This is a genomic window from Cellulomonas sp. NPDC089187 (assembly GCF_040685135.1).
GTDB lineage: Bacteria > Actinomycetota > Actinomycetes > Actinomycetales > Cellulomonadaceae > Cellulomonas.
This window is the reverse complement of record NZ_JBFBHI010000001.1, coordinates 731,714-750,823: the sequence shown is the minus strand read 5'-3', so window position 1 is coordinate 750,823 and position 19,110 is coordinate 731,714. Positions and strand designations below refer to the sequence as shown.

The 19,110-nt window shown below is 69.0% G+C and carries 18 protein-coding genes; 16 read left to right on the top strand and 2 right to left on the bottom strand.

The window, feature by feature from the left end; genetic code table 11:
* Positions 1–88 precede the first annotated feature (88 nt).
* The 4 genes from AB0N78_RS03545 to AB0N78_RS03530 all read left to right on the top strand — a co-directional run bounded on the left by AB0N78_RS03545 (position 89) and on the right by AB0N78_RS03530 (position 4,189).
* Positions 89–1,120 carry a tetratricopeptide repeat protein gene (locus AB0N78_RS03545; protein ID WP_363386247.1) on the top strand — a complete coding sequence of 344 codons (1,032 nt, stop codon included), beginning with the start codon at positions 89–91 and terminating at the stop codon, positions 1,118–1,120.
* Positions 1,117–2,466 carry a helix-turn-helix transcriptional regulator gene (locus tag AB0N78_RS03540; RefSeq protein WP_363385929.1) on the top strand — a complete coding sequence of 450 codons (1,350 nt, stop codon included), beginning with the start codon at positions 1,117–1,119 and terminating at the stop codon, positions 2,464–2,466. The genes AB0N78_RS03545 and AB0N78_RS03540 overlap by 4 nt, the downstream gene beginning before the upstream one ends.
* A 196-nt stretch (positions 2,467–2,662) precedes the next feature.
* A complete protein-coding gene (locus tag AB0N78_RS03535; protein ID WP_363385926.1) occupies positions 2,663–2,788 on the top strand; it encodes a hypothetical protein in 126 nt (41 codons plus the stop codon).
* 72 nt (positions 2,789–2,860) lie between these two features.
* Positions 2,861–4,189, top strand: a complete 1,329-nt coding sequence (locus AB0N78_RS03530; protein WP_363385924.1) for a helix-turn-helix transcriptional regulator — start codon at positions 2,861–2,863, stop codon at positions 4,187–4,189.
* A 128-nt stretch (positions 4,190–4,317) separates the two neighbouring features.
* Here AB0N78_RS03530 and rpsT read toward each other — a convergent pair whose 3' ends face one another.
* On the bottom strand, positions 4,318–4,578 hold the full coding sequence (rpsT, locus tag AB0N78_RS03525) for a 30S ribosomal protein S20 (protein ID WP_363385921.1): 261 nt from the start codon (positions 4,576–4,578) through the stop codon (positions 4,318–4,320).
* A 257-nt stretch (positions 4,579–4,835) separates the two neighbouring features.
* Between rpsT and lepA the strand changes: the two genes are divergently transcribed.
* The 5 genes from lepA (at position 4,836) to AB0N78_RS03500 (ending at position 10,747) form a co-directional block, all read left to right on the top strand.
* Positions 4,836–6,716 carry a translation elongation factor 4 gene (lepA, locus tag AB0N78_RS03520; RefSeq protein ID WP_363385919.1) on the top strand — a complete coding sequence of 627 codons (1,881 nt, stop codon included), beginning with the start codon at positions 4,836–4,838 and terminating at the stop codon, positions 6,714–6,716.
* Positions 6,713–7,519 (top strand): isocitrate lyase/phosphoenolpyruvate mutase family protein, encoded by an 807-nt coding sequence (locus AB0N78_RS03515; protein WP_363385916.1) that lies wholly within the window; start codon positions 6,713–6,715, stop codon positions 7,517–7,519. The genes lepA and AB0N78_RS03515 overlap by 4 nt, the downstream gene beginning before the upstream one ends.
* Positions 7,519–8,760 carry a radical SAM family heme chaperone HemW gene (hemW, locus tag AB0N78_RS03510; protein ID WP_363385913.1) on the top strand — a complete coding sequence of 414 codons (1,242 nt, stop codon included), beginning with the start codon at positions 7,519–7,521 and terminating at the stop codon, positions 8,758–8,760. The genes AB0N78_RS03515 and hemW overlap by 1 nt, the downstream gene beginning before the upstream one ends.
* A 72-nt stretch (positions 8,761–8,832) precedes the next feature.
* On the top strand, positions 8,833–9,528 hold the full coding sequence (locus tag AB0N78_RS03505) for a hypothetical protein (protein ID WP_363385910.1): 696 nt from the start codon (positions 8,833–8,835) through the stop codon (positions 9,526–9,528).
* Between the two features lie 91 nt (positions 9,529–9,619).
* Positions 9,620–10,747, top strand: coding sequence for a hypothetical protein (locus tag AB0N78_RS03500; protein WP_363385907.1), 1,128 nt, complete (start codon positions 9,620–9,622; stop codon positions 10,745–10,747).
* Positions 10,748–10,805: 58 nt separating this feature from the next.
* On the opposite strand, the gene AB0N78_RS03495 is transcribed toward AB0N78_RS03500, so the two are convergent.
* Positions 10,806–11,654: a DUF3097 domain-containing protein gene (locus AB0N78_RS03495; protein ID WP_363385904.1), complete on the bottom strand. Its 849-nt coding sequence runs from the start codon at positions 11,652–11,654 to the stop codon at positions 10,806–10,808.
* Positions 11,655–11,703: 49 nt separating this feature from the next.
* On the opposite strand from AB0N78_RS03495, the gene AB0N78_RS03490 reads away from it, so the two are divergent.
* The 7 genes from AB0N78_RS03490 (at position 11,704) to AB0N78_RS03460 (ending at position 19,109) form a co-directional block, all read left to right on the top strand.
* Positions 11,704–13,167: an MFS transporter gene (locus tag AB0N78_RS03490; protein ID WP_363385901.1), complete on the top strand. Its 1,464-nt coding sequence runs from the start codon at positions 11,704–11,706 to the stop codon at positions 13,165–13,167.
* Between the two features lie 55 nt (positions 13,168–13,222).
* The gene (gene hrcA / locus AB0N78_RS03485; RefSeq protein ID WP_363385898.1) at positions 13,223–14,251 is read left to right on the top strand and encodes a heat-inducible transcriptional repressor HrcA; all 1,029 of its coding nucleotides are present in this window, start codon (positions 13,223–13,225) and stop codon (positions 14,249–14,251) included.
* A gap of 28 nt (positions 14,252–14,279) precedes the next feature.
* Positions 14,280–15,410, top strand: coding sequence for a molecular chaperone DnaJ (gene dnaJ, locus AB0N78_RS03480; protein ID WP_363385895.1), 1,131 nt, complete (start codon positions 14,280–14,282; stop codon positions 15,408–15,410).
* A complete protein-coding gene (locus AB0N78_RS03475) occupies positions 15,410–16,183 on the top strand; it encodes a 16S rRNA (uracil(1498)-N(3))-methyltransferase (RefSeq protein WP_363385893.1) in 774 nt (257 codons plus the stop codon). The genes dnaJ and AB0N78_RS03475 overlap by 1 nt, the downstream gene beginning before the upstream one ends.
* A 171-nt stretch (positions 16,184–16,354) precedes the next feature.
* Positions 16,355–17,362 carry a PhoH family protein gene (locus tag AB0N78_RS03470; RefSeq protein WP_363385890.1) on the top strand — a complete coding sequence of 336 codons (1,008 nt, stop codon included), beginning with the start codon at positions 16,355–16,357 and terminating at the stop codon, positions 17,360–17,362.
* Positions 17,359–17,811 (top strand): rRNA maturation RNase YbeY, encoded by a 453-nt coding sequence (gene ybeY, locus AB0N78_RS03465; protein ID WP_363385887.1) that lies wholly within the window; start codon positions 17,359–17,361, stop codon positions 17,809–17,811. The genes AB0N78_RS03470 and ybeY overlap by 4 nt, the downstream gene beginning before the upstream one ends.
* Positions 17,812–17,819: 8 nt before the next feature.
* On the top strand, positions 17,820–19,109 hold the full coding sequence (locus AB0N78_RS03460; protein WP_363385884.1) for a hemolysin family protein: 1,290 nt from the start codon (positions 17,820–17,822) through the stop codon (positions 19,107–19,109).
* Position 19,110: the final 1 nt, after the last annotated feature.

Sequence of the window (19,110 nt, the reverse complement as noted above, 5' to 3'; positions counted from 1 at the left end):
GGCGGAGTCGACATGTGACGCGCTGTGCCGGATGGCGGAGAGTGACCTCGCCTCCGGCGACACGCACTCGGCCCAAGCTCGGCTAGACATGGCCAGCCCCCTCGCCCGCTCGGCGGTCGACCACACGCGCGTCGCGCTGCTGCGCAGTCGGGTGCGGGCGCGGTGCGGTGACCTGGACTCAGCCGTCGCTGAGCTGATGCCGGAATGGCAGCGGGCCCTTGGAGAGGGGGACACCACTAACCTTTTGACCCTGACCCGTGCACTGCTCTACCCCTGCGTTGCAGGCGGGCACAGTCGTCAGGCTGTCGGGCTGGGAACCCGAGCACTCCACGCGTTCGAGGGTCACGACCTCGACGCGGATGAGGTGCAACGAGTGGGGGCAACCGTCGTTTGGGCGCGCGTCGAGTCCGGTGATCACAAGTACGCCCGCTACCAGGGAGAGACGCTGCTGGCTCGGGCCCGAACGTCGGGTGGGCACACGGGGCGGGCCGCGGTGTTGTGGAACCTCGCTCACGTCGAGAGCACCGCAGGGCGGCACGACTGGGCGATCCGCTACGGGGAGTCCACACTCGCTGTGTTGGGTGACCGAGCTGGCGCGCGCGACGCCGACTTCTTCCGCGCGCGCCACAGTATGGGGTGGTTGCTGTTACGAGCACGCCGCTTCGGTGATGCCCTGCGGTATTTCCAGATCGCGAGGTCCAGTCTGGTGATTTTGGGGGACCCTGACGAACTGTTGTGCTTGGACGTCCACCAATCGGCGGCGCATCTGAGTCGGGGTGAGCTGCGTGACGCCAGGCGCTGTGCTGAGGGGGCGGTAGAGCGGATGGCAGACGAGCCTCGGTGTGACCAGGCAGAAGCCGCGATCGTCCTTGCCGATATTCACATGGCGCGGCGTCGACGTCGTTCGGCGGTCGACCTGTGTCGACGTGCCGCCACTCTCGTCGCGGATGCACCCACCGGAGTGCGGACGGCGGCGCTTTGGCGGGGAATCGGTCAACGTTTTCTGGCTCAGGGCGAGTCTGAGGAGGCGTGCCGCGCGTTCACGCGAGCGCTTGCTGATGCAGGTCTGCGGCCTTCCCGTGCTGCCGTTGAAGACGTGGCCGGAGGGGGTCGTCCGTGACCTCGCTGGGCGACCGGCTGCGGGCTGCACGGCGTGATGCAGGCATGACGCAAGTTGCCCTGGCCGGGAGGGATGCCTCGCCGAGTCTGATCTCCCGGATCGAGTCCGGAGACCGAGAGCCCGGGCCGGAACTGTTGACCACTCTTGCCCAGCGGCTCGGCGTCAGCGCGAGGTGGTTGCACGACGGCGAGTCAGAACCTACCGATGTGTCGATTTCTCTGGTGCTGGCTGCAGCCGAGGTCGATCTCGACGCGGGCCGACCTGAGGGTGCCCGCCAGCGATTGCGCTCGCTCGACCTCGACCAGGTGCGGTCCGCTGATCGCGTTTCCGTCGCGATCCTCGTGGCGCTAGCGGAGGAGCGCTGCGGAAACTATGAGGCTTGCTGCGCGCCGCTCGAGCCCTTATGGGATGCCGCCATGAAGGAACGCAACGCCGACGACGTGCTGACACTCAGCCGCGGGCTGGCGCATCGATACATCGTGCTGGGACGAAGCGACCAGGCGCTTCGTCTCGGCGGGGAGGCCGCCACGCTGTTCGCGGACCATCCTGTCGACCCAGACGAGGCGGCCAAACTCGGTTCGACCATGATCTGGGCTCGAGTGGAACAGGGCGAACTGGTTCGTGCCAGGAGCGAGGCACACGCCCTCCTCAACGAGGCGATCACGAACGGGAGTGTGCTTGGGCGATCCGTGGTGCTCTGGAATCTCTCGCTGGTCGAACGTCACCTCGGCCACTTCGAGTGGGCCGCGCGATACGCCCGGGCTGCGGTGTCGCTGCACGAACGGGCGGGTGGAGCAGAGGATGCCAACTTCTTCCGGTTGCACCACCATCTCGCTACTCAGCTGCTGGTCGGCGACTCCGCGAATGTGGACGAAGCCATGGAGCACTTGCGCGTGGCGCGTTCCGGTCTCAGCCGGCTAGCCACTCCCGTCGATATCGTCAACCTGGACGTCGACCAGTCGAAAGCACACCTCCTCAGCGGGGAGTACGGCCTGGCGCAACGTTGGGCGGAGTCGGCTGTGGAACACAGGGGAGCGCCGACACCGCTGTGCTGGGCTGAGGCGGCGCTCATGCTCGCCGATTCGTTGATCGCGCAACGGAAGAGATCGCAGGCGGTCGAGTGGTTGCATGTCGCAGCCGAGTTCCTGACCGAGTGCCCCGAGGGACGAGAAGTGGCGCTCCTGTGGCGTCAGCTAGGGACGCGTTTGGCGGACTGCGGTGCGTCGGGCCCAGCGGCCCACGCGTGGCGTAGCGCACTGACCAACCTCGGGCTAGTCGCCGGGGTGCGGGTTCCTTCCCGTTCGGGCCGATCGGCGAAGACAGGGCAAAGTCAGGGTCTGCCGTGACTTGAAGTCGTGCCTTCAGGTGACTTGCGTGTCCAGGTGACCTGCGTCGTCATGCCTCTCCGTGCTAGCGCCGACGACGGATTTCACCCGTAAAGGGGTGAAACGTCGAGGGGCGGTCCAGGTGTTTGGCGGGACGGCGGAGGTCTTGTCATGATGGTCCTGACAGGAAGTCATAGTACTTGTGAAGGGGCTTGACATGCGACAGTTCAAGAACGTCCTCGCGGTCACTATCGTGACCGTGCTGCTCTCGCTCGGAGTTGCCAGCGGTGCCACCGCGGCACCGGTCGCCACAGCGGCGGTGTGCTGCCGACAGATGCAGTGATGCGGCTGGGCGGTCTATCTCGAATGTGCGGCGCTCTCGCTGGATGGGCCTGTAACAGCTACTCTGACAACCATGACGACTATCGGTGACCGCGTCCGCCAGGCGCGGGTAGCGTCAGGGCTGTCTCAGACGGCTTTGGCTGGTGGCAGCTTGTCGCCCAGCTACGTATCGCTCATCGAGTCCGGTCGTCGAGAGCCGACCGACTCAGCTCTCGCCCTGCTCGCCGAACGATTGGGGCTGACAGTCGAGTACTTGAAGTTCGGTGATCAGGGACCTGTGGAGGCGCGAGCACGGCTCGCGCTCGACTACGCGCAGCTCGATCTGGTGTCGGGGGAGTTCGCGGCTGCTCGCGATCGCGTGCTCGCGATGGATACGTCAATCGTGACGCGGTCGGTCCGGATCAAGGCGCAGTTGACGCTGGCGAGTGCACACGAGAAGTTGGGCGACCTGGACTCCTCTGTCGCGATCCTAGAGCCGCTGGTGCAAGAGCTCAGCGAATCGGGGGACATGATCGATCTCGCCCTGGCGGCTACCGCTCTGGTGGGTGATTATATGGAGAGTGGTGACTTCGGTCGAGCCAAGGAGATCGGGGAGAGCACACTGTCGGCGCTCGACGGAAGCGGGTTGACCGGGACCGATGAGTACCTGCGGCTTGGCGCGACCGTCCTGTGGGTGTACTTCGCTCGTGGTGATCTGGTGTTCGCGACACACCGCGCTGCGGAGTTGGTCCGCGAGGCGGATCGTCTAGGTACCCCCCGGGGTCGGGGATCGGTGTATTGGAATGCTGCTGTCATCGCCGAGCAGCGACACGACTACTCGCTGGCCAAGCGTTATACAGAGCGAGCGCTCGCGCTCCTCGACGATGGAGAGATCAGCCGCGATCTACCTCGTCTTCGAATGCACTTTGCCACTCTGCTCTTGCGGGGCGATTCGCCAGAGCCGGGTTCCGCTTTGGAACAGCTCGATCTGGCCGAGCCAGAGATCAGATTGCTCGGATCGCAGGTCGACCTTGCCGAGATCGATACCGAACGCGCCCGTGCCCATGTGCTCCTTGGTGACGCGTTCACAGCGGTGACTCACGCGCGCTCTGCGCTTGACCGACTGGCGGGGGAGACGCGTCTGGAAGGTGCCGACGCTCAAGTCGTCCTCGGCGACGCCCTTTACGCCCTCGGCGACAAGGACGCCGCCGCCCGCGCCTACAGCTGGGCTGCCGAGATGCTCAGCATGATGACCGCGTCCCGCCAGTCCGCCGCGGTGTGGCGTGACCTCGGTGACCGCTTCTACGGCAGCGGCGAGGTGTCCCGTGCCGCTGTTGCCTACGACCGAGCGCTGCGCGAGGCGGGCTACCCGGCGAATGTGCCGACCCCGGTACGCGAGCTCTGGGCGAGCACCACCGGCTGAACACGCCGGTCCCACAATCTCGAGGGCGCCATCCTGCAGGGGGGATGACGCCCTCGAACCATGTTCGGGCATGAAGAAGGGGCGCCACCCCGACCGGGATGGCGCCCCTTCTCAGCGTTCGAGTCGCGTCAGAGCGCGTGAACCGCCTTGGCCAGCGCCGACTTCTTGTTGGCGGCCTGGTTGGCGTGGATGACACCCTTGGACACGGCCTTGTCGAGCTTCTTCGACGCGGCGGTCAGGGCGGTCGCGGCGGCGTCCTTGTCGCCACCGGCGACAGCCTCGCGCACGCGGCGGATGTACGTCTTGAGCTCGGACTTCACGGCCTTGTTGCGCAGCCGGGCCGCCTCGTTGGTACGGATCCGCTTGATCTGGGACTTGATGTTGGCCACGTTGGACTTCCTCGTGTGTTCGCCGGAGCGATGGACAGGTCGTAGAGGGCGCGTCCGATGCCGGGACTGGGGCGTGGGGACACCCGCGGAGAGGAATCGAACTAGTGCCCGCCGACCTGGGCGGACACGCGACTGACGAGACTACCAGGCAGACGCCGTTCCTCCCTAGTCGCGGTCGGACCGTGAGGCGTGGGCTCGATCACCGGCTGGCATGGGACGATGGTGGCAGTCCGTGTCCCGTGAAGCCGAGAGTGATCGTGTCCCCGATTCCGACGCCTGCCCAGTCCCAGCGCATCGCGCCCGCCGCGACCCCGCCGGAGCTGCTGCGCAACTTCTGCATCATCGCGCACATCGACCATGGCAAGTCCACCCTTGCCGACCGGATGCTCCAGCTCACCGGGGTGGTCGAGGCGCGGGCGATGCGTGCGCAGTACCTGGACCGGATGGACATCGAGCGTGAGCGCGGCATCACGATCAAGTCGCAGGCGGTCCGGATGCCGTGGGCGGTGGATGACACGCCGTACGCGTTGAACATGATCGACACCCCGGGGCACGTCGACTTCACCTATGAGGTCTCCCGGTCGCTGGCGGCGTGCGAGGGCGCGGTGCTGCTGGTCGACGCGGCGCAGGGGATCGAGGCGCAGACGCTGGCGAATCTGTACCTGGCGCTGGAGAACAACCTCCAGATCATCCCGGTGCTGAACAAGATCGACCTGCCTGCCGCGCAGCCGGAGAAGTACGCCGAGGAGTTGGCGAACCTGATCGGCGGTGACCCGGCGGACTGCCTGAAGGTCTCGGGCAAGACCGGTGAGGGCGTCGAGGCGCTGCTGGACCGGATCGTGCAGTTGGTGCCGGCGCCGGTGGGCAATGCGGACGCCGAGGCACGGGCGATGATCTTCGACTCGGTGTACGACACCTACCGGGGCGTGGTGACCTACGTCCGGGTGGTCGACGGTGAGCTGAGCCCGCGCGAGCGGATCACGATGATGTCGACCAAGGCCTCGCACGAGCTGTTGGAGATCGGCGTGATCTCCCCGGAGCCGGTGCCGACCAAGGGGCTGGGTGTCGGTGAGGTCGGGTATCTGATCACCGGGGTGAAGGACGTCCGGCAGTCGAAGGTCGGTGACACGGTCACCAACCAGCATCGTCCGGCAGCGGAGGCGCTGGGTGGCTACTCGGACCCCAAGCCGATGGTGTTCTCCGGTCTGTATCCGATCGACGGCTCGGACTACCCGGCATTGCGGGACGCGCTGGACAAGTTGAAGCTGAACGACGCGGCGCTGAACTACGAGCCGGAGACCTCGGTGGCGCTGGGCTTCGGGTTCCGGGTCGGGTTCCTTGGCCTGCTGCACCTGGAGATCATCCGTGAGCGGCTGGAACGGGAGTTCGGGCTGGACCTGATCTCGACCGCGCCGAACGTGATCTACGAGGTCACGATGGAGGACCGCACGGAGGTGTTGGTCACCAACCCGAGCGAGTTCCCGGGCGGCAAGATCCGTGAGGTCCGCGAGCCGGTGGTCAAGGCGACGATCCTGGCACCCACCGAGTTCGTGGGCGCGATCATGGAGCTGTGTCAGTCGCGGCGCGGTGACATGCAGGGGATGGACTATCTGTCCGAGGACCGGGTGGAGATGCGGTACACCCTGCCGCTAGCGGAGATCGTCTTCGACTTCTTCGACCAGTTGAAGTCCAAGACCCGCGGGTACGCCTCGCTGGACTACGAGCCCATCGGCGACCAGGCGGCCGATCTGGTGAAGGTCGACATTCTGTTGCAGGGCGAGCAGGTCGACGCCTTCAGCGCCATCGTGCACAAAGAGAAGGCCTACGCCTACGGCGTGATGATGGCCGGCAAGCTCAAGGACCTGATCCCGCGCCAGCAGTTCGAGGTGCCGATCCAGGCGGCCATCGGGTCGCGGATCATCGCCCGCGAGACCATCCGGGCGATGCGCAAGGACGTGCTGGCCAAGTGCTACGGCGGTGACATCACCCGTAAGCGCAAGCTGCTGGAGAAGCAGAAGGAGGGCAAGAAGCGGATGAAGACCATCGGTCGGGTCGACGTCCCGCAGGAGGCCTTCATCGCGGCGCTGTCCTCCGATGCCGCACCGGCGAAGGACGCGAAGGACGCCAAGAAGAAGTGACGGTCGAGGGGGCACGTCGCAGGTTCGCCGAGCTGCACGCACGGCCGGGTGTCTGGGCGCTGCCGAATGCGTGGGACCTCGGATCGGCGCGGCTGCTGGCCGCGTCGGGGTTCGAGGCGGTGGCGAGCACCAGCTCCGGGTTGGCCTGGTCGATGGGCATGCAGGATCAGCATCTGACTCGTGACCAGGTGCTTGCTCACGTGCGCGCGGTGGCCCCGGCGCTCGACATCCCGTTCGCAGTGGACGCGGAGGATGGCTACGCGCCGGATGCGGCCGGAGTCGCCGAGACGGTGGCGTTGGTCGACGATGCCGGTGCGGCCGGGGTGTCGATCGAGGACTATGACGCGCGGACCGCGACGGTGCGGGCACTGGATGTGGCGGTCGAGCGGGTGGCGGCAGCGGTGCAGGCTGCACATGCCCGGGCCACGCCGATGGTGGTGACGGCGCGCTGCGAGAACCCGCTGTACGGCATCGCCGATCTGGACGACACCATCACCCGGTTGCGGGCCTACGCCGCCGCGGGTGCGGACTGTGTGTACGCACCGGGACTGCGCAGCCTGGACGAGGTGGCGACGGTGGTGCGCGCCGTTCCGGTTCCGGTCAACGTGTTGGCGTGGGCGGATGGTCCGACAGTGGCCGAGCTCGGGTCGGTCGGGGTGCGGCGGGTCTCGGTGGGGGGCGTGCTCGCCTCGGCGGCATACGGAGCGCTGTTGCGGGCGGCCGATGAGCTGGCTGAGCGTGGCACGACGACCTTCCGGGCCGGTGGGCTGACCGAGTCCGACCGCGCGGCCTTCGACCGGTGATGGCTCCGGCGCTGCCCGAGGGCGACCCGGCACCGCAGGACGGTCAACTGCCGCAAACCGTGCGGGACGGGGCGGAGGGTCGCGGGTTCGGGGTGTACCTGCATGTGCCGTTCTGCACGGTGCGGTGCGGGTACTGCGACTTCAATACCTACACCGCCACAGAGTTGGGCGGTGGGGCCAGCCAGTCGTCCTATGCGGATACCGCGCTGCGTGAGCTGGCCCTGGCCCGTGATGTGGTCGCGGCTGCCGGGCTGCCGGAGCGCTCAGTGCAGACCGTCTTTGTCGGGGGCGGCACTCCGACGGTGCTGCCCGCGCGTGACCTGGGCCGAATGCTCGACGGGGTGCGCGATGCCTGGGGCCTGGCGTCCGATGCGGAGGTCACCACGGAGGCGAACCCGGACTCGGTGACACCGCAGTCGTTGGCGGAGTTGGCGGCTGCGGGCTTCACCCGGGTGTCGTTCGGGATGCAGTCGGCGGTGCCACGGGTGTTGGCGACCCTGGACCGCACGCACGATCCCCGACGCATTCCGGATGTGGTGCGGTGGGCGCGGGAGGCCGGTCTGGCGGTGTCCTTGGATCTGATCTACGGCACGCCGGGGGAGAGCCTGGACGACTGGCGGGCCAGTGTGGAGTCGGCGCTGGCGACCGGGGTCGACCACATCTCCGCCTACGCGCTGGTGATCGAGCAGGGCACCCGGATGGCAGTGCAGGTCCGGCGCGGAGAGCTGCCGCTGCCGGAGGAGGACGACCAGGCGGCCAAGTACGAGCTGGCCGATGACCTGTTCACCGCCGCTGGACTCGGCTGGTACGAGGTGAGCAACTGGGCCCGCACCCCGGATGACGCCTGTCGGCACAACCTGGCCTACTGGCGCAATGACGACTGGTGGGGGATCGGTCCAGGTGCGCACAGTCACATCGGCGGGGTGCGCTGGTGGAATGTGAAGCATCCCCGGGCGTATGCGGACCGACTGTCCACCGGCGCGAGTCCGGCGGCCGGGCGGGAGCTGATCGAGCCGGAGAGCGCTCAGTTGGAGCGGGTCATGCTGGGCGTGCGACTGCGGGAAGGCTTGCCGTTGACCGCGCTGTCCGCGGCGGCGCGGACCCGGGTGGCGGCGTTGGTGGCGGATGGTCTGGTCGACGGGATGGCGGCGCTCGGGCGGGGTGTCGACCAGCCGCGGGTGTGTCTGACCCGTCGCGGTCGGCTGCTGGCGGACGCGGTGGTGCGGGAGCTCACCGACTGACTCGAGCGACATGTCGCCATGGCGGGGAACCCGGGTTTGACCTGGGTGAATGCTGTGCGCTGAAGTCGCGGCGTGAGCCTCACTCAAGCCCTCGGCCCGGCGTTTCGCTTCGCCTGGGAGACCTTTGCCGCGCGATGGGGTCGGCTGGTGGGGATCTACGCGATCATCTGCGGCGTCGTCTTCGTGCCGATCTTTGTGCTCTGGGCGGCGATGGTCATTCACCTCACCCGGTGGGGGATGTTCGAGGCAGATCCGCGACTGGGTTCGCCGGCTCCGGAGGCACCTCCGGCGTGGCTGTTCGTCGGCTTCGGCGTCGTGTTCGTGACGATGTTGCTGCTCGGACTCTTCGGCTGGGTGTGGACGGCGCGGCTGGGCCTGGACGCGACAGCGGGACGTGAGTTGAATCTGCGCCGGTTCTTCACCCTGCGAGGCACGGGGAAGGTACTCGGCGCCACCGTCCTGTTGAGTCTGGCGACCGCGGTCGGCTGTCTGCTGTGCTATGTCCCCGGGCTGGCTATCGCGGTCTTGACCATGTTCGTGGTCCCGTTGATGCTCGATCGGGGGATGGGCTTCGGTGAGGCCGTCGCGGCGAGTGGACGGCTGGTGCGGGAGAACCTGGGAGGCTGTCTGCTGTGGGGGATCGTCGGGGGTGGCCTGATCACGGTCTCGGAGCTGACCGTGATCGGCATTCTGGTGGCGCTGCCGATCGCGGCGATCCTCAACGGCTGTCTCTATCGCGAGGTGGTCAGTCGTGGTGCGCGCACCTGAGTGGTGCCGCGTGCCGTCTTGACACCGGGAATCGGACTTCGGTTCGCTGAGCCGGTTCGGGCGATACGCGCCTGACACGAGGAGGCCTGTGATGACCGACCCCACCGGCGCGAATCCGCCGCGCGACGACGACCCGAACGGAGCGCAGCCTGACGGTCAGCAGCCGACTGCGCCGTCGTACGGCCAGGAGCCGCCCGCCCAGCCGTACGGCCAGGAGCCGCCCGCCCAGCCGTACGGCCAGGAGCCGCCCGCCCAGCCGTACGGCCAGGAGCCCGCGGGTCAGCCCTATGGCCAGGAGCCTCCTGCCCAGCCTTATGGCCAGCAGCCTCCCGCTCAGCCCTACGGCCAGCAGCCTCCGGCGGAGCCCTACGGTCAGCAGCCCCCCGCCCAGCAGCCGTACGGCCAGCCGACGGGTCAGCCCTACGGCCAGCCGACGGGTCAGCCCTACGGCCAGCCGACCGGGCAGCCTTATGGCCAGCCGACGGGTCAGCCCTACGACGCTCAGCAGCCCTACGCCACCGGTGGCTACCAGGCTCCGGTGTCCGCAGGATCGGCCATCGGCGACGGTTTCTCCTGGGCCTGGAACAAGTTCACCCGGAACGCCGGTCCCTTGATCGGCGGACTGGCTGTCTACGGTGCGGCGCTGGTCGTGCTCTCGCTGATCCTCTTCGGGCTGATCATCGGCGGCACCGTGGCGGCCACCGACCAGTACGGGAACCTCCGACCGGGTGCGGCGGGTGCCGCCCTGACCGGGTGGCTGTTCTTCATCGCCCTGGTGCTGCTGTTCTCGGTGTTCGTGCAGGCGGCGGTCGTCCGGGTCACCACCGAGATCATGCAGACCGGACGCACCACCTTCGCCAGCTTCTTCCGGATCGAGCGCTTCGGCACCGTGCTGCTCGCGGCGCTCCTGGTCGGCATCGGCACCTCGATCGGGTCCCTGCTGTTCTACGTCGGCGCGATCGTGTTCGGGTTCTTCGCGCAGTTCACGCTGTTCTACGTGATCGACAAGGGCCTGGGCGCCATCGACGCGATCAAGGCGAGCTTCCAGCTGGCCGCCCGCAACTTCGGCACTGCCGCGCTGCTGTACCTGGTGGTGCTGGTCGCCGGTTCCATCGGTGGCGCGCTGTGCGGCATCGGTGCGTTGGTCACCACGCCGCTGGCGATGCTGATCTCCGGCTTCGTCTTCCGCCGACTGCACGGTGAGGCCGTCGCCGCCTGATCGGCCCCGCACAGTGCGCAGCGCCGTCATCCCCTGCGGATGGCGGCGCTGCGTCGTGTCAGGCGGTGACGAAGTCGATCAGCTCCTCCACCCGGCCGAGCAGCGAGGGCTCCAGGTCCGCGTAGGTCCGCACACTGCGCAGAATGCGCTGCCAGGCCCGGGCGACATCCGCCTGCTCGTCGGCGGGCCAGCCCAGCTCGCGCAGAATGCCGCGCTTCCACTCGGTGCCGCGCTCGATCACCGGCCAGCGGTCCAAACCAATCCGCTGCGGGCGCACCGCCTGCCACACGTCGACGTAAGGGTGGCCGAGCACCATGACCGTGCCGGGCCGCACGGTGCGCAGCGCGGCGTCGGTGATCCGCTGCTCCTTGGACCCAGGCACCAGGTGATCGACCAGGACGCCCACCTTGCGGTCGGCGGTGGGGGAGAAGTCCCGCAGGGCGTCCTCCAGGTTGTCGACGCCCTGGAGCAACTCGACCACGACGCCCTCGGCGCGCAGATCGTCGCCCCAGACCTTCTCCACCAACTCGGCGTCGTGTTTGCCCTCGACCCAGATCCGCGAACCCCGTGCGACCCGGGCGCGCTGGTCGGGGGCGGCCAAGGAGCCGGAGGCGGTGCGCTTCGGGCCGGTGGGAGCGTCGGGGCGGTGTGGCACCAGCTCGACCGGTTTGCCGTCGATCCAGAACCCCGGACCGAGCCGGAAGGTGCGGGTGCGACCCCGCCTGTCCTCCAGGACGACCACGTGTTCACCACCGGACTTCTCCACCCGGGTGATCGCCCCGACCCAGCCGGTGGTGACCTCCTCCACCACCAGGCCACGCTCGGCGGGCACGGGCCGCGAGGTGGGTCGCCGATGTGCGGAGGGGGTGCCGGAGGACAGGACGTCGGAGCCGTAACGGTCGATCACGTCGGGCAGCGTAGGTGTGCACGTCGGTCCACCGTGGTAAGACACGTCGGTGACATCCCCTGCCGCCCCTGCCCCGGACCCGAACCGCTGGCGCGCCCTCGGTGTGTGTCTGGCGATCGGGTTCATCACCATGCTGGACGTCTCCATCGTCAACGTGGCGCTGCCGTCCATCGAGGACTCGTTGCAGGCCTCGGCCAGCCAGCTCCAATTGATCGTGGCGGGGTACACCCTCGCCTTCGGGCTGGTGTTGGTCCCTGCCGGGCGGATCGGGGATGCCCGGGGACGCCGCACGCTGTTCCTGATCGGGCTGGTCGGGTTCGCGTTGACCAGCCTGGGTGCGGGATTCGCGCCCTCGGACGAGGCCCTGGCGGTGTTGCGGCTGTTGCAGGGTGCCAGCGCGGGCATGCTCAACCCGCAGGTGGTTGGCACGATCCAGCAGCTGTTCTCCGGCTACGAGCGTGGTCGGGCCTTCGGGTACTTCGGGGCGACCATCGGGGTGTCCACCGCCATCGGCCCGCTGCTGGGTGGATTGATCATCCAGGCTTTCGGGGCGGAGCACGGGTGGCGCTGGGTGTTCTTCGTCAATGTGCCGGTGGTCGCGGTGGTGCTGCCGCTGGCCCTGCGCTGGTTGCCGAAGACGCCCGCCCGCCCCGGTGCGGCCCTGACTGCCCATGGCCGACCGCGGCTGGACATCCCCGGTCTGGCGCTGATCGCCGTCGCCTCGACCGCGGTGATGCTGCCCTTCGTCACGACCACGGGCAGCGGGGACGACCCGACCCGGTGGTGGTGGCTGGCGGTCGGTCTGACTTTCGCGGTCGGCACTGTGCTCTGGGAGCGGCGGTACCAGCGTCGGACCGGGGCTGCGGTGCTCGACCCGCGGGTGATCGGTGACCCGGCGTTCCGCAACGGCGCATTGTTGGGGATGGCGTACTTTGCCGGGTTCACCTCGGTGTTCCTGGTGGTGACGATCTTCTTGCAACAGGTCTCCGGGTACACCCCGTTGCAGGCCGGTCTGGTGGGGATGCCGTTTGCGATCGGGTCGGCGGTGGCGGCACAGCGCTCGGGCACCTTGGTGGCGCAGCACGGTCGGTCGCTGGTGGTGATCGGCCTGGTGTTGGTGCTGCTCGGCCTGGCCGGGACCGACCTGGTGATCCGGTGGGTCGATCCGCCCGCGGTGGCTTGGGCGGTGGCGGCGACGCAGTTGGTGGCCGGGGTCGGCTCCGGTCTGGTGATCTCCCCGAATCAGACCCTGACGTTGGCGAATGTGCCGGTGGAACGGGCTGGGGTCGCTGGGTCGATGTTGCAGGTCGGACAGCGGATCGGCTCGGCGCTGGGTGTCGCGGTGGTGCTGTCGACCTTCTACTCCGGGCTGTCGGCCGGGCTGCCCGGTGGCGAGTCGGCCAGCCGTGCGCTGTTGGTGACGGTGGGGTTGGTCGCGGTGGCCCTGGTGGTCGGTGTGCTCGATCTGGTGGGCCGTCGACGGGACCGGGAGGGCGTGGACACCGAGGCGTAGGATTGGCACTCGGTGTCCGAGAGTGCTACCCGACGGATCAGGGAGGTGGGGAACCGTGGCCGAGGACCGCAGGCTCGACGTGCTGCGCGCCATCGTCGAGGACTACGTCTCCACCAAGGAACCGGTCGGCTCGCGTGCGCTGGTCGAACGGCACGCCCTCGGGGTCTCCCCGGCGACGATCCGCAATGACATGGCGGCGCTGGAGGAAGCCGGGCTGATCGTCCAGCCGCACACTTCCGCCGGGCGGGTGCCCACCGACAAGGGCTACCGGCTGTTCGTTGACCGACTGGCCACGATCAAGCCGCTGTCCACCCCGGAACGCCGGGCCATCGAGACCTTCATGCAGGACGCGGTCGACCTGGACGACGTGGTGGACCGGGCGGTGCGGCTGCTCGCGCAGCTGACCCACCAGGTCGCTGTGGTGCAGTACCCGTCGCTGCGCCGCACGGCGCTGCGGCACGTCGAGCTGGTCCCGGTCTCCGAACGGCACCTGCTGGTGGTGATCATCACCGAGCACGGCCGGGTGGAGCAGCGCACGTTGGAGCTGGCCGACCCGTTGGACCTGGCGACGGTGGCCCGGCTGCGGATGCTGCTGAACGTCGCCGCCACCGGTCGTCGGCTGGCGGATCTGGACGCGGCGCTGGCCGGGGTCGCCGATGAGGTGGAGCCGGAGTCCTCGGCGCTGCTGCGCGCGGTGATCGGTGTCATCGAGGACACCCTGGCCGGGGAGAGCGAGGAGCGGGTCGTCGTGGCCGGCACCGCTAACCTGGTCCGGGGCAATACCGATGTGGCCCGTTCGCTGAGCCCGGTGTTGGAGGCCCTGGAGGAGCAGGTCGTGCTGCTCCGCCTGCTGACCGACGCCGCGGAGGACGAGGGCGTGTCGGTGCGGATCGGGCGTGAGACCCGGCACGAGGGACTGGTGGACGCCAGCCTGGTGAGCTCCGGCTACGGCGCGGACACCGACACCGGTGGCCCCGCGGTGGCCCGGATCGCCTCCCTCGGCCCCCTCCGGATGGACTATCCGGGCACCATCGCGTCGGTGCGGGCGGTCGCCCGGTACCTGTCGCGCATCCTGGCCAACTGAGCACCGTCAACCCCGAGGAATCCACTCTGTGAACGACTACTACGAGGTTCTCGGCGTCCCGCGTGACGCCGCCCCGGAGCAGATCAAGAAGGCCTACCGCCGACTCGCCCGCGAGCTGCACCCGGATGTGGCCGGTGCGGATGCGGCCTCCGAGGAGCGGTTCAAGGACGTGCAGCGTGCCTATGAGGTGCTCTCCAACCCGGAGAAGCGCCAGATGTACGACCTGGGCCAGGACCCGACCGCGCCCGGCGGTGGCGGCGGTCAGGGTGGCGGCTTCGGGTTCCAGGACATCTTCGAGACGTTCTTCGGGGCGGCGGCCGGGGGTGGCCAGCGTGGCCCGATCCCGCGCGCCCGTCGCGGCCAGGACGCGCTGATCCGACTGGACATCGACCTGTCCGAGGCGACCTTCGGCACGCATCGTCAGGTTCCCATCGACACCGCGGTGGTCTGCCCGACCTGCTCCGGTTCCTGCTGCCGACCGGGCACCTCGCCGCGCACCTGCGAGGTCTGCGGCGGGCAGGGCACGGTGCAGCGGGTCGCCCGGTCGTTCCTCGGCCAGGTGATGACCACTCAGCCCTGTGCGGCTTGCCACGGCTTCGGCACCGTCATCCCCGAGCCCTGCACCGAGTGCGCGGGCGAGGGCCGGGTCCGCTCGCGCCGGACGCTGGAGGTCGACGTGCCCGCGGGTGTGGACACCGGCACCCGGATCAAGCTCACCGCTCAGGGCGAGGTCGGTCCGGCGGGTGGCCCTGCCGGGGACATCTACCTGGAGGTGCGCGAGCATCGGCACGAGACCTTCCTGCGTGAGGGCGACGATCTGCACTGCACGCTCCAGGTGCCGATGACCGCCGCTGCGCTGGGCACCGTGCTGACCCTGGACACCCTGGACGGTCCGCAGGAGGTCGACCTGCGCCCGGGCACTCAGCCGCAGCAGGTGGTCACACTGAAGAACCTCGGCGTCGGACACCTGCACGCCGGGGGTCGTGGCGATCTGCATGTGCACGTCGACGTGCAGGTACCCACCGGTCTGGACGAGGAGCAGTCCGCCCTGCTGCGGCAGCTGTCCACCCTGCGCGGGGAGGAGCGTCCGGAGGCCCGGTTGCAGGCCGCCAGCACGGGAGTCTTCGCCAAACTGCGCGACAAGCTCGCGGGTCGCTGATGACGGCGCCGGTCTTCCTGACCGACCCCGGCACGCTGGACGGGTACCAGGTCGACGATCTGTTCGTGCTCGGCGGGGCCGAGGGTCGGCACGCCGGTGTGGTCCAGCGCCGCTCCGCCGGGGAGCGGATCGACGTCGCCGACGGGGCCGGGCTGCGCCTGATCGGCGAGATCGAGTCGGTCGGGCCCGAGGGTGTGCAGCTGCGGGTCCGCGAGCGGGTGCAGGAGGAACGCTCCGCCCCGCGTCTGGTGCTGGTGCAGGCCCTCGCCAAAGGTGACCGGGACGAGATGGCCATCGAGGCAGCCACCGAGGTCGGCGTCGACGTGGTGATCCCGTGGCAGGCCGAGCGGTCCATCGTGATCTGGCGTGGCGACCGCGCGGCCAAGTCCCGCGCCCGCTGGCTGGCCACCGTGCGGGCCGCAGCCAAGCAGTCCCGACGCTCCTGGGTGCCCGAGGTCGAGCACGCGGCGGACCGGCGCGCCCTGGTCGAGCGCACCCGGCAGGTGGTCGCCGCCGGAGGTGCGGTGCTGGTGCTGCACGAGGAGGCGCACGCGCCGCTGTCCGGCCCCGAGATCGCGGTGCCGGTGGACGGTACCGATGCCGAGGTGCTGATCGTGGTCGGGCCGGAGGGTGGCATCTCCGAGCAGGAGACCGCCGCGCTGGTCGAGGCGGGGGCGCAGACGGTGCGGCTGGGACCGCATGTGCTGCGGACCTCGACGGCGGGGACGGTGGCGCTGACCCTGCTGGCGGCGCGCCTGGGGCGCTGGCACTGACCTGACTGAGGGCTGGCGGGCCGGGCGACGGCACCCGGGCCTCGGACGCAGGCCCGGCGGTCACGCGGCTGCGTGACCGCCGATATCCACGGGCGGCCTGTCATCGCCTGCCGGTAAACTGACACTCACTGTCCACACCACCGAGGGAGCGCGACGGCGCAAGCCGAGCACATGGCTGAATCCACACCGGAGCCGCAGGCCTCCGTATCGTTGCCCGCCGCGCGGGTCGAGCACCGGATCACCGTCCCCGCACGGGTGTCGATGGTCGAGCTGCTCGGGTTCCAGGACCAGGTGCTCCGGGCGGTGGAACAGGGTTTCCGCACGGTCGACCTGCACGTGCGCGGCAATGAGATCCGGATGGCCGGGCCTGCCGGTGACGTGGCCCTGGCCGCGAGACTGGTGGATGAGCTGGTCGAGATGGCCGCTGCCGGGACACCGTTGACCCCGGACGTGGTGACCCGCTCGGTGGCGATGCTGACTGCCGGCACCGACACCCGGCCCGCCGACGTGCTGACCTTCAACATCCTGTCCGGTCGCGGTCGCACCATCCGGCCCAAGACCACCGGGCAGAAGGCCTACGTCGACGCCATCGACCGCAACACCATCACCTTCGGCATCGGCCCGGCGGGGACGGGCAAGACCTACCTGGCGATGGCCAAGGCGGTGCAGGCGCTCCAGGCGCGGGAGATCCATCGGATCGTGCTGACCCGCCCGGCGGTGGAGGCCGGTGAGCGGCTCGGATTCCTGCCCGGCGGACTGTCCGAGAAGATCGATCCCTACCTGCGCCCGCTGTACGACGCCCTGCACGACATGGTGGACCCCGACTCGATCCCGCGCCTGATGGAGGCCGGCACCATCGAGGTCGCCCCGCTGGCGTACATGCGCGGGCGGACGCTCAACGACTCCTTCATCATCCTGGACGAGGCGCAGAACACCTCGGCTGAGCAGATGAAGATGTTCCTCACCCGGCTCGGATACGGCTCCAAGGTCGTCGTCACCGGCGATGTGACACAGGTGGACCTGCCCTCGGGCACCCAGTCCGGCCTGCGGGTGGTGGAATCGATCCTGGCGGATGTCGACGATGTCGCGTTCTGCCGGATGTCCTCCTCGGATGTCGTCCGCCACCGGTTGGTGAGCGACATCATCGACGCCTACGCACGCTGGGATCACAACAAGTGAGCATCGAAGTCAACAACGAGTCCGGCCACGAGGTCGACGAGGCGGAGTTCGCCGCACTGGCCCGGTTCGTCCTGGACCAGATGCACGTGCACCCGCAGACGGACCTGTCGATCCTGTTCGTGGACACCGCCGTGATGACCGACCTGCACATCAAGTGGATGGACGAGCCCGGCCCCACTGACGTGCTGTCCTTCCCCATGGATGAGCTGCGCCCCGGCCGCGCGGATGAGCCGACCCCGCCCGGACTGCTGGGTGACGTGGTGCTCTGCCCGGACGTCGCAGCCGAGCAGGCCCGCACCGCCGGGCACTCCACGGTGGAGGAGATGCTGCTGCTCACCACGCACGGCATCCTGCACCTGCTCGGGTACGACCACGCCGAGCCCGAGGAGGAGAAGGAGATGTTCGCGCTGCAGCGACATCTGCTGCTGACCTTCCTCGCCGGTCGGTGACGCAGGCGATGAACGAGGTCCCGATCGGCCTGCTGGTCGCGCTCGCGGTGCTGGCACTGCTGATCGCCGCCGTGCTGTCCGCCGGGGAGGCCGCGATCCTGCGGGTCTCCCGGAGCCAGGTGGCGGATCTGGCGGCGGCCAAGCATCCCGCCGCCGGTCGGATCGAGCGGCTGTGCGAGGACCGGGCCCGTGTGGCGTCCTCGGCGGGCACGCTGCGGCTGCTGTGCGAGATGGTCGCGGCGGTGTGCATCACCCTGGCCATTGCCGCCAGCACGTTGACCTGGTCGGTGGAGCTGGTGATCGCGGTGATCGCCTGTGCGTTCCTCACCGTGGTGTTGGCCCGGCTGAGCCCGCGGTCGGTGGGTCAGCGGCGCGCGGTCCCGGTGCTGCGGTTGACCTCCGGGCTGCTGTCCGGGGTGCGTCGGGTGATCGGCCCGCTGCTGCGGATCGCCGAGCCCTCGGGTGATCTGGACGAGCGTGAGCTGCGCGAGATGGTCGAGCGGGACGGTCGGGAGACCATCGACGACGAGGAGCGCGAGATGCTGCGCTCCGTGCTCGGTCTGGGGGAGACCCTGACCCGTGAGGTGATGGTGCCCCGCACCGACATGATCACCACCGGCGAGCAGACCCCGTTGCGCAAGGTGCTGTCCCTGCTGCTGCGCTCCGGGTACTCCCGGGTGCCAGTGGTGGGCGACCAGGTCGATGACCTGCGCGGGGTGCTCTACCTCAAGGACCTGGTCCGGCGGATGGAGGAGGACCCGGCGGCGGTGGACGCTCCGGCAGTCTCCGTCGTCCGCCCGGCGGTGTTCGTCCCGGAGTCCAAGCCGGTGGACGAGCTGCTGCGCGAACTGCAAGCCGGTGCCTCGCACATCGCGATGGTGGTGGACGAGTACGGCGGGATCGCCGGGCTGGTCACCATCGAGGACGCGCTGGAGGAGATCGTCGGCGAGCTGACCGATGAGCACGACCCTTCTGCTCCGCAGGTTGAGGACCTGGGCGGTGGGACGTTCCTGGTGCCGGCACGGCTGGGACGGGACGAGCTCGGTGAGCTCTTCGACATGGAGGTTGAGGACGACGAGGTCGACACGGTCGGCGGTTTGCTGGCCAAGGCGCTGGGCAAGGTGCCGATCCCGGGTTCTGCCGGGGAGATCCACGGCCTGCGTCTGGTAGCGCAGGGCACTGAGGGCCGCCGCAAGCGAGTGGCTAGGGTGCTGGTCAGCCGGGTCCCGGAGCGGGAGCCCGCACACGAGTCTGACGCGGAGCACGCGTCGGTCAGCAACATCGAGGAAAGGCCCTGAG